This window comes from Fredinandcohnia onubensis, assembly GCF_002734215.1.
Lineage (GTDB): Bacteria > Bacillota > Bacilli > Bacillales > Bacillaceae_L > Ferdinandcohnia > Ferdinandcohnia onubensis.
Genome location: NZ_NSEB01000025.1, coordinates 59,882 through 70,921 on the forward strand (window position 1 = coordinate 59,882; position 11,040 = coordinate 70,921).

Here is an 11,040-nt window from a genome sequence, read left to right on the forward strand (position 1 = left end):
GGGTCAAGGGACCTGTCCCTCCTTCCCACAATAAAGCCTATCTTTCGATTGAAAGATAGGCCTTTTATTACGCTGTTCTATTTTTTCTCACGTATATAAACAAAACAGTGGAACCAATTAAGAGAATTGTGATTCCAATTGCAAGCATATTAAATAATGGGCTTGCAGTGTTAGGTAGTTTTGGACCTGATTTTGTTTCAGTCTTTTCAGGAGTTACCTTTTCCTCATCCTTAACAGGCTCTTTTATCGGATCTTCTTTTGGATTCTCCACTTTAGGATCCTCTTTCACAGGCGGTTCCTCTACTGGAGGTTCTTCCACAGGCGGCTCTTCTACCGGTGGTTCCTCAACCGGCGGAACAATATTCTTCACTTCAATAGAAGCGACTTTCTCCTCACCAGATCCACTCAACACATAAACGGTGTAGAAACCATTCTCGGTTACTTCAAACACTGGATTGTCTAAGGCAATTTCATTACCTTCTGTTTCAAAATCCTCTACAGCTAAATCGCCAGGAAGCCAAGCCATCCCCAAAATCTCTTCATGATTTGTTGCAACGTCAATCGTTACTGGACCATCGGTAGATTCAATTGGTGTAGCAGATAATAAAATCTCCAGTTCAGGAAGTTCTGGCGGTAACAACGAAAACAATACTTGATCCGCTAGAGAGGCCAAAGCCTTCTGTCCCTCAATAGTAGGGTGTACGTCAGGGAATGGTAGAATGTAAGCAGCTTGTTTCCCATTATATGCCGAATAGGCATCTACTAGAAATGTTCCAGGAACTTTTGCTGAAATTGGTGCGATTACCTTTTGATTCACATTTGTGATAATAAGCTCACCCATCGTATGTAAATTTGGCACGATTTGTTCAATATGTGCACCAAATGGGTTATAGGCGTTATAGAAGAGAATTGGAGCCTCTTGATTCACCTTACGGATGGCACCCATAGTTTGTGTGAGATTACTAGCCAATTGAAGAGAAGCAGCTTCAATCTTTTGTGTAATTTCCGCGATCTTTTCCGGTGTTAATGGTGTTCCTTCAGATATGAGTTTTCCAACTTCTGCAGCCTGAAGTAAGTCATTGTTTCCGATATTTAGCGTAATGACATCAGCTTGAGCAATTGCGGGCAGGTACGCTGGGTTCGTTTTGATTGCATCTAGCAATTGACCGGAAGTCCAACCTGGATAACTCAAGTTCGTGACATCAAACCCACCTCCAAATATATAATTCGGAAATGCATGTGCAGATGGCTTTGATTTATCTGGATTCTCCCCCTCATAGAGATTCCAACCAAAGGTGATTGAATCACCAAGTGCTACTAGTGATGGCTTGTCCGCTGGAGAATCCCCAGCTAAAGCAGTAGGAGCCACTACTGTCTGGAATAATAAAACTAGTAAAAATAAAATACTTATTTTTTTCTTTTCGAAAAAATGATCTAACATCCTCCTTCTTTAGTAATAGATGAATAGTCTTTAATAGTTTATTTGTAATTTTCAGAACCATCAATGTAAAGCGTTCGCTAAATTCCTACAAAATAATACAAAAAAATGGGTACCTTACCCTATGATTCTTGTAAATAAGTTAATGTATTAAAGGATCTTATCATATATTTCAACTAAACTTTACCGATTCACACGGTTAAAGGAATAATGGACCCTATCCTTTGTCCCATTTAGATAAAAATTTTTCGATAAAATTCTCCATCAAAAACTTATTTGTTTCGTCAAGAAATCCCACAAAACCGACCAAAAGTTTCATTTTTTTCTCTTAGTTTCTTTCAAAAAGTGATCTAAATTTACATTTTATGCGAATTTAGAACTATTGCACTATGACTTTTAGGGCTATTCCATAAAATAGTAATTTAGTATAGTGTGAATATCCCGAAAATTTTGTATGATTTCGGGACCGAAATTTTCGTGAGGGGGGACTATTCTTCGTATCACTAGTTTTTAGATATGGGACAAGAGGACAGGTCCGTAGTCCCAAGTTAAAAGGGAGGATGAAAATGGGGAAAAGAATTACGGCATTATTACTAGTTTTACTTTTAGCATTTAGCGGAAGCGCTTTTGCGGTTACAGGCGGAATCACGCCAGCACAGCTAGATGCGCAGAAACCAAAACTCGAAAACACAGATTTAAAAGCTACGAATCTACAAAATATCGATCCTGATCAAGAGGTTCGTGTTGTCGTAGAAATGGAAGGCGATGCCCCAGTTGAGGTAGCAACAAAACAGGGGAAAAAGTACGATAATCTCTCAAAAAGTGAAAGAAAACAATTAGAGAAGGCTGCAAAAAACAAGAAAAAAGCAGCAAAAGATAAAATCAAAGGCAAGAAAATTAACATCAAATATGAACAAGAATTCGATGCGGTTGTGAACGGTTTCAGTGGCAAGGTGAAATACGCTGATATCGCTAAAATTGAAGAAGTTCCTGAAGTAAAGGAAGTTTACATTGCAACGGAATACAAAATTCCAGATGAAGAAGTTGAAATGAAGTACAGTAAAGAACTTGTTCAGGCACAGGAAGCATGGCGCGAATACAATTTTAAAGGGGAAGGCATGGTAGTTGGAATCATTGACTCTGGTATCGACCCTTCTCATAAAGACATGATCCTTACTGACAGTTCTACTGCAAAACTTACACAAGAAGAAGTCGATAGTGACATCTCTGAATTCGATCTTCCAGGTAAGTTTTGGAACGAAAAAGTTCCTTACGGTTGGAACTACATGGATGGTAATGATGACATCCTTGATGATGATGTCGACACTGGCATGCACGGAATGCACGTTGCTGGAACAGTAGCGGCAAACGGTGACGAAGAAAATGGCGGGATTAAAGGTGTTGCTCCAGAAGCTCAATTACTAGCTCTACGTGTATTTGGTGAAGGTGTGCCATCTACATATGGCGACATCTATATCAAGGCAATTGACGATGCACTTAAGCTTGGTGCAGACGTTCTGAACATGAGTCTTGGATCCACAGCTGGATTCGTAGATGCAGATTCTCCTGAACAACAAGCAGTTAAGCGTGCGGTTGACAACGGAGTGGTCATGTCTATTTCAGCTGGTAACTCTGCACTTTTTGCAGACGGATATTTTTATCCATATGCTTCAAATCCTGATTATGGGGTTGTAGGCTCACCAAGTGTATCCTATGATTCAATCTCAGTCGCGTCTTATGAAAATACGTATATGACTACAGATGCAGCACAGGTTTCAATTGATGGTGGCGACGCTGAACAGGTGATGTTTTTATCTGCAGGTCAGACACCTCCAACAGTTGGGGAAAGCTTTGAATTAGTTCATGCAGGTATTGGAGCACCTGAGGATTTTGAAGGTAAAGATGTAAACGGCAAATTTGCTTTAATCCAACGCGGTACACTCGACTTTGTTACAAAAGCGCTAAACGCTCAAAAAGCTGGAGCAGCAGGTGTTATCGTTTATAACAACACGGATGGAACAGTTAATATGGCAACTGATGCAGCTATCAAAATTCCTCAATTGTTCATGTTAAAAGCCGACGGGGATCGATTTGTAAAAGCGCTTCAAGCTGGACAAACTGTTACAGTTAGCTTCGGTGGCGGACAAATGGCAGTTCCAAACAGCGAAACTGGAAAAATGAGTGCGTTCACTTCTTGGGGGATTACGCCAAACCTTGATTTCAAACCAGAAATCACAGCACCTGGTGGACAAATTTACTCAACGGCTGACCATAACGAGTACCAAGTGATGAGTGGTACATCAATGGCTGCACCACATGTATCTGGTGGATCAGCACTAGTACTAGAACGTGTGGACCAGGAATTTGGTTTTGAAAATGCAGATAGATCAAAGCTAGCGAAAAAATTATTATTAAACACAGCGGCACCTGTTGAATTTGACGGAGCATTTGTTTCACCACGTCGTCAAGGTGCAGGTTTAATGCAGTTACATGCAGCATTATCAACTCCTGTTACAGTGACTGACTCTAAAACAGGCGAAGCAAAGGTTGCTCTAAAAGAAGTAAAAGGTAATTCAGTAACATTTGTATTAACAGCAGAAAATCACTCTGACGAAGCTGTTTCATATGAAGTGAGTGCAAACGCACAAACAGATACTCCTCTTAACGGAGGCGGTGTGTTAGTATCAGCACCTAACCTAGCCGGAGCTATGGATTTAGGAAACGTTGCTACAGTTAACGGTCAAGCTACAAGCACAATCGAAGTACCTGCGAATGGCACAAAAACATTTGATGTTACGATTGATGTGAGTGACTTAGATGCAGAATTACAATCAATTTTTACAAATGGCTATTGGTTAGAAGGTTTTGTAAAATTAACGGATCCAACTGATACAAATCCAGAATTAGTAGTACCTTATGTAGGTTTCAAAGGCGATTGGACAGCAGCACCAATCTTTGATACGCCAGCTTGGGATCCAACAACTTTCTACGGAAATACTGGTGTTTTAACTCATACGGGTGGAGGCAACTATAATTTCCTAGGTGTCGACCAAGCGACTGGAGATCTTAACCCAGAACTTATCGCGATTTCACCAAATGGTGACGGGACAAATGATAGTGCAACATACCTGTTATCCTTAATACGTAATGCAAAAGATTTAAAATTAAGCGTAGTGAATGAGGATGGCAAAGTTGTAAAAGAAATTGCGTCTGAAGAGGATGTACGTAAAAACTACTATGACAGCGGCCAAGGAGCAATGTACTACTTAATCTCCGACTGGACATGGGATGGCACAATGCACAACGGCAAAAAGGCTCCAGATGGTCAATATTTCTTACAAGCAGAGGCAACTCTTGACTATGAGGGTGCTAAAGCTCAAACGTTAACATTCCCAGTTAAGCTAGACGTAACAACACCTAAAGTAAAAACTACATTAGACGCAGATGGAAAAACAGTTACAGTAGACGTTTCAGACAAAACAAGTGGTGTGGCTTACTGGTATGTAGCAGTTGATGGAAAATCTGTTACGGAAGCACCTTATGCAAACGGCGAAACACAACACGTCTTTGCTGATGCACTAGACAATGGCCAAACCGTAACAATCGTCGCAGTTGATAATGCAGGTAACGTAACAACAAACGACGTAAAAGTAGGAAACAAAGGCAACAACGGCAACACAGGAAACAAGAAAAACTAAGAGTTGGGTCACAGGGACAGGTCCCTCGTCCCACTAATAAACTCCATAAAGACTAGCGATCAAGCAATTGATTGCTAGTCTTTTTTGTCTCTGACGTGAAGAAACTAGCACGGTACCAGTCCGAAAAACTGCTATAAGCAATTCTGCCGGTTGGAGGCACAATTTCTCTAAATAAAACGCAATTCCCCAATTTCTTCCTCAATAAACCTCACAATCTATTTCGAAAAACGACCGAATTCGACAAAATTCTACTAACAAAGCATCGTACACATTGAAAATAGTCCTAAAGTCCCTTTCAATAGATTCGCCTCTTAGTCTATAGTAATAACGTATCATACATAAATCGTACGAAACGGCAAAATCACTGAAAGGTGATGACGCAAAACTACAGGGGCTAAGGTCTTTTGGACTATGCCAGCCAGTTCCCGAACACGAGGCTCCGTCGATTTATGTAAATCGAAAGGGGAATATGAATGAAAAAAGTAATATACAAAGCAAAGTACTATTGGCACAGCATGCAATATAGTAAAAATAAAGTCTTGATTGAGGATTGCCGGAGCGAAGATATTAAGTCAGATATTAAATCAAAGATGCAATACCACGAGCGAGCTGCTATTAACTACATTACAAAGCTATAAAAAAGTATAACTTTACCACCTAACCTAAACCATTTAAAAGAAGTGACCAAGGTCACTTCTTTTTGCGTTTCAAAACTTATTTTAAATATTCCTTAACCATATAATCATCTAGCGACGACCCATCATCAGAGTAAATGCCAAAATACGTATCATTTTTCGGCATGTAATAAATATAGATAGTGGCATCAAAGGGCTTTGTTGATGTCGTTTGAGGAGAATCCCAGTAAAGTCGGTCGTGGACACCCTTCACTTCCTTGATAAATGTAAACCCTTCATAATTTGACATTAACTGGTCCGCTTCTTCTCTTGTAATCTGGTAATCAATTAACTCCATACGTTTATTTTCAATGCTGGCAAGCTTCCAAGTTCCGCCTTCTTTTTGAAGCGAGATGGTTGTTTCAAAGCCATCATGGAGCATATTCGGTGTATCAAGGAAAGAAAGGGTAACTTTGTCCGCAGTATTTACACTAAGGTTATGGCGCACTGTTGCAAATAAATTCGGAAAAAAACCAGCGTCACAGCCTGTGTAACAATAATCTTTTGCTATTTCAAACAAGTGTCCTTGTACGAATTGATCGGTAGCAAATTCACGTAAATCTTTAGCGAAAGGTGCATATTCAGCCTCAACAAAATTTCGTTCAAGACCCCAGCCGTATTTTTGACCAGCCTGATTAAACTGATCTCTCACGTTCGTAATTAGGCCCTCAATAATGGCAAACGCCTCGTCACTGTTCAAAGGCACGAAAGCGGGCCCCTCGTTGGTCTTATCAACAGGTGAGTTCTCCTGTTCCTCCTCTATATCTACAACATGTTCGTCTTCCTCATTGACCTCAACAATAGGAACTTCTTTTTCGTTCAAATCGCTATCCTTATCAGGATGGTTTTCAATGATTTTATCATTATCTGCACCAGGTTTGTTGTTATCTTCAAAGTCCTTCAGCATCGGGGTAGCAAGCAATAACAATAATACGATGGCTCCAGCTATTGCCGCATAGTATCCAACTTTTCGCGGTTTATTAGTATTGATTCTTGATATTCTCTCGTTAAGCCTCTGTTTCTCTTTTGGCTCGATGTTTATTTCACTCTTTAAATAGGTATGCAGATCTTGTTTTATCTCCTTATCGAATTGGTCCATACTCAACACCTTCCTTTAATAACATTTGTTTCAGTAGCTGCTTTCCTCGTGCCAATCTGGATTTCACCGTGTTTAATTTCACATTCGTAATCTGACAAATTTCTCCCATCGTTAAATCCTGATAGTAAAATAGAATAAGAATGTCCTTGTAAATAGCCGGTAGTTTGGAAATGGTCGTCAAAATATGATTCGATTCCATTGACTTTACATACACGTCCTCTGCCGCCACTTCATTAGAGTGGATGAATGGCTCCATAATTGGCTTATAGATGAGGTTTCGAAAGCTCCATTTTCTCTGATAATCCTTGCATTTATTAATGGTGATGCGGATGAGCCAGGTTTTGTATTGCGCTTCCTTTCGAAAAGTAGAAAGATTCCTATAGCACGAAATAAACACTTCCTGAATGATATCCTCACACAAGGAAAGATCGTTCACATACATAAACGCAATTCGTTTTAAATCATTGCCATATAAGTCAAAAAGCTGATTTACAAGCTCCTCATTTGATATCTCTCTCATCCTCCCAGTACTTTCTTCTTTCACAACTTTCCCCCCTTACACCAATTAGACGAATCTCAAACCAAAACTGATGCATCGTAGGATATGATTATTTCTCAAAAACAGGGGTGCCTTTTATCCAGCAACTTTGATAATATTTTACAATAAATTAATGTCGATTTTTGTAAATTATGCTAGAATGATAGGTATTAATACGTAGGTTCAGATTATATGAAATATAAACTGTCTTTTTTAAGTATTAAAATTCATTGGTAGGGATTATGGGTGATGAGAAGGAAATTTATAGTAGTAGTCAGTCTGTTGTTAATTAGTTTTATGTCATTTTCTAACGCAAGTATCTCCTATGCATTTAAATCTGGAAATACAAGCAATCTTCAGGATAATCTCAGTTATTATTTCATTCAATTTAATGGTGACGAACAGGAAATTAAGGTTAATGAGCATATAACATTAACTTTAACCGGGTGGGCGGATGACACAAAGTCAGCGGTAACCGGTCTAATTCAGAATCAAATTGTTTCTTCTAACAATGCTGAAACAGTAGTATTAGTTGTTTCTAATAAATTGAATGAACTCAAGGTAACGGAAGATGAAAGCCTCCATTATAGAATAGTTTCTTCGGAAGTAAATAAAGTCGAAACTATTAAACCTCTAGAATTTAGTGAAGAAGTTACAGTTGTTACCGAAAACGATAACGGTACTTTGATTCAAGAGACGAATATCATTGATGAAAAAGGCACTGTAATTGAAAACAGAGGATTATCCTATTTCTCAATAAATGAAAAAAATCAAAAAGTAGAGATAACAAAAGAAGAATATGACTCTATTAACGCAGCAAAAGAATCAATGGAAATGAGATCCGCATCTATTACCTCGGATGTAACAGAGGCAAATCCAGAAAATCAAAAAGAGGCACAACCAGTAACAATGCTTCGCACATTTGCGGCTCCTGTAGCTATTGAACAGCCATCGGTTGAATACCAAACGCATGTTCAAGGGATCGGATGGCAAAAACCTGTCTATGATGGAAAAACTTCTGGTACTTCAGGACAAGCAAAACGCTTAGAAAGTATTAGAATCAAGGTGAATAATGTACAGGGTCTAGGTGTAAAATACTCGACCCATGTTCAAAGTAAAGGCTGGATTGACTATGTTGCAGATGGGAAAGACAGTGGTACTACAGGTCAAGCCAAACGTTTAGAAGCAATTAAGATTGAACTAACTGGGCCAGATGCTCATAAGTACGATATTGTCTATCGTGTTCATGCGGAACATTACGGTTGGCTCGATTGGGTGGAAAATGGTGAAATGGCAGGAACAAGTGGAGAGGCTAAGCGACTTGAGGCCATTGAAATTAAAATTGTCAAAAAAGAATCTACACCACCAACAAATATTAACCCGAGTCAACCTTCTGTAACATACAAAACGCATGTCCAAAGTTACGGCTGGATTGATCCTGTGTTCAATGGTGAAACCAGCGGAACTATAAATCAATCTAAACGACTTGAAGCCGTTCAAATTTCGATTGAAAACTCCCCATACTCTGGCGGAATTTCCTATAAGACACATGTCCAAAGTTTAGGTTGGCTAAATAGTGTATCAAATGGTGAAACCAGTGGTACAAGTGGAAAAGGCCTTAGAGTTGAAGCGATTCAAATGAATCTAACAGGTGAACTGGCAAATCATTATGATGTTTATTACCGTGCCTATTCTCAGAATTTCAACTGGCTAGGCTGGGCCAAAAATGGAGAACCAGCAGGTACATCGGGTTTAGCGAATAAACTTGAAGCCATTCAAATTGTACTTGTAGCAAAAGGTGGTAATGCACCAGGTTCTACAGAACGCTCATATATAGAGACACCAACCATTACTTACTCGACACATGTTCAATCATTCGGATGGCTTAATGATGTGAAAAATGGGGCAGTTAGTGGAAAGGTTGGTCTAGCCAAACGTCTAGAAGCAATTAAAATTAACCTTCAAGACAATCCTTTTGGTGGAGGCATTACGTATTCCACGCATGTTCAAAGTTACGGATGGATGCAAAACGTCTCGAATGGTGGAATATCCGGTACATCGGGCCAAGGCAAACGAATGGAAGCTATCAAGATCAATTTAACTGGTGAAATCGCTAATTACTATGATGTATATTATCGAGTTCATATTCAGACCTATGGATGGCTAGGATGGGCCAAAAATGGAATGAAAGCTGGATCTGAAGGTCATTCCAAAAGGTTAGAAGCAATTGAAGTGAAGTTAGTTCCTAAAGGGCAAGGCATGGCGGCAAGTGAAAAATATTCATTTAAAAAGCCGTTAACTGTTTTTATCGACCCAGGACATGGTGGTTATGACCCAGGTTCCATTTCTGCTGGAGTCCATGAAGCAGACTTAAACTTTGCTGTTTCCAAAAAGGTACAGTCATTATTAGTTAATCGTGGGTATACTGTGTATATGTCACGTAATAGCGACACATATGTGTCACTATTAGACCGTTCAAAAATAGCAAATCAACTTCAGCCAGATATTTTTGTAAGTATTCATCATAATAATTCGGCATCTTCAAGTGCCAATGGAATTGAGTCGTATTACTACGAATATGATTCAGATTACCCTCCAAAAATTAATCAAAGTATGCATAATAATGCAGAACGGATTAAGCGAAGCGTAACACTTACAAACGCTATACAGAAAAATCTATTAAATAATACAGGCGCAAACAACCGTGGGACAGACGGAGCAGCCTACTCAGTTATTCGTGAAACTTCAGTTCCAGCAACTCTACTTGAACTTGGTTTTCTCAGTAATTCAACTGAACGTCAAAAATTAAAGACCGATTGGTACCAAAACGCATTAGCGAAAGCAATCGCAGACGGTATTGATGAGTATTTTAAAACTTATTACTAATATTAAGTATGAAAAAAGTACCAGTTCTTTTAAAAGAACTGGTACTTTTTTAACATTTTTCGTTAAATTTATTGCAGTATATTGTTAGATTTTGTTTTTTAGGGGATAAAAATGAAAAAATCTAACGTTTATTACTACTTACAATCTTAGGAACCGTAATCGCATCTTATTATTTATAATCAATCACCTGTAACCTATAATAGAAAAAACGAGGGAAAGATTTATTCCTGACCAGGGTGAAATTGTAGGTCTCTTAACAATTCCTAAAATAGAAGCAGATTTAGCAATTGTAGAAGAAACAGATCCGAATGAATTGCGGAAAGGGGTAGGGCATTATAAGGGCTCCTATTACCCTGATGAAGGTGGCCAAATCGTTTTATCAGGTCATCGTGATACAGTATTTAAACGAGTTGGAGAACTCGAAATTGGAGATGAAATGAAGGTTGAAGTGCCTTATGGCGAGTATTCCTATAAAATCACGCATACAGAAATTGTCGATGCAGATGATACAACAATCATAACCCTTCAAAATAATGAGGAAGAACTAATTGTTACAACCTGCTATCCATTTGGTTATATGGGTCATGCGCCATATAGGTATATCATTTATGCTGAAAAAATATGAATGAATAATAATCCCAAAAATAAAACCCCTCAATATGTGAGGGGTTTACATCTGTGTGCGCCCGGCATGGGTGCAGTCTATA

5 protein-coding genes, 1 pseudogene and 1 riboswitch are annotated in these 11,040 nt (G+C 38.9%); of the genes and pseudogenes, 3 read left to right on the forward strand and 3 right to left on the reverse strand.

Annotation, left to right across the window (positions count from 1 at the left end):
* Positions 1-67: 67 nt before the first annotated feature.
* On the reverse strand, positions 68-1,441 hold the full coding sequence (locus tag CKK03_RS22515) for a GDSL-type esterase/lipase family protein (protein ID WP_099364748.1): 1,374 nt from the start codon (positions 1,439-1,441) through the stop codon (positions 68-70).
* Positions 1,442-2,004: 563 nt separating this feature from the next.
* Between CKK03_RS22515 and CKK03_RS22520 the strand changes: the two genes are divergently transcribed.
* Positions 2,005-5,136, forward strand: a complete 3,132-nt coding sequence (locus CKK03_RS22520; RefSeq protein WP_099364749.1) for a S8 family serine peptidase — start codon at positions 2,005-2,007, stop codon at positions 5,134-5,136.
* A gap of 344 nt (positions 5,137-5,480) precedes the next feature.
* Positions 5,481-5,566, forward strand: a riboswitch (cyclic di-GMP riboswitch).
* 284 nt (positions 5,567-5,850) lie between these two features.
* Here CKK03_RS22520 and CKK03_RS22525 read toward each other — a convergent pair.
* Both CKK03_RS22525 and CKK03_RS22530 read right to left on the reverse strand, forming a co-directional pair.
* Positions 5,851-6,909, reverse strand: a complete 1,059-nt coding sequence (locus tag CKK03_RS22525) for a hypothetical protein (protein ID WP_099364750.1) — start codon at positions 6,907-6,909, stop codon at positions 5,851-5,853.
* Positions 6,893-7,453, reverse strand: a complete 561-nt coding sequence (locus CKK03_RS22530) for a sigma-70 family RNA polymerase sigma factor (RefSeq protein WP_099364751.1) — start codon at positions 7,451-7,453, stop codon at positions 6,893-6,895. Before CKK03_RS22530 ends, CKK03_RS22525 begins: the two co-directional genes overlap by 17 nt.
* 243 nt (positions 7,454-7,696) lie before the next feature.
* Between CKK03_RS22530 and CKK03_RS22535 the strand changes: the two genes are divergently transcribed.
* Together CKK03_RS22535 and srtD are read left to right on the forward strand one after the other, a co-directional pair.
* Positions 7,697-10,333, forward strand: coding sequence for an N-acetylmuramoyl-L-alanine amidase (locus CKK03_RS22535; RefSeq protein ID WP_099364752.1), 2,637 nt, complete (start codon positions 7,697-7,699; stop codon positions 10,331-10,333).
* 214 nt (positions 10,334-10,547) lie between these two features.
* Positions 10,548-10,958, forward strand: a pseudogene (srtD, locus tag CKK03_RS22540) (class D sortase, LPxTATN-specific); the annotation flags it as partial.
* Between the last annotated feature and the right edge of the window lie 82 nt (positions 10,959-11,040).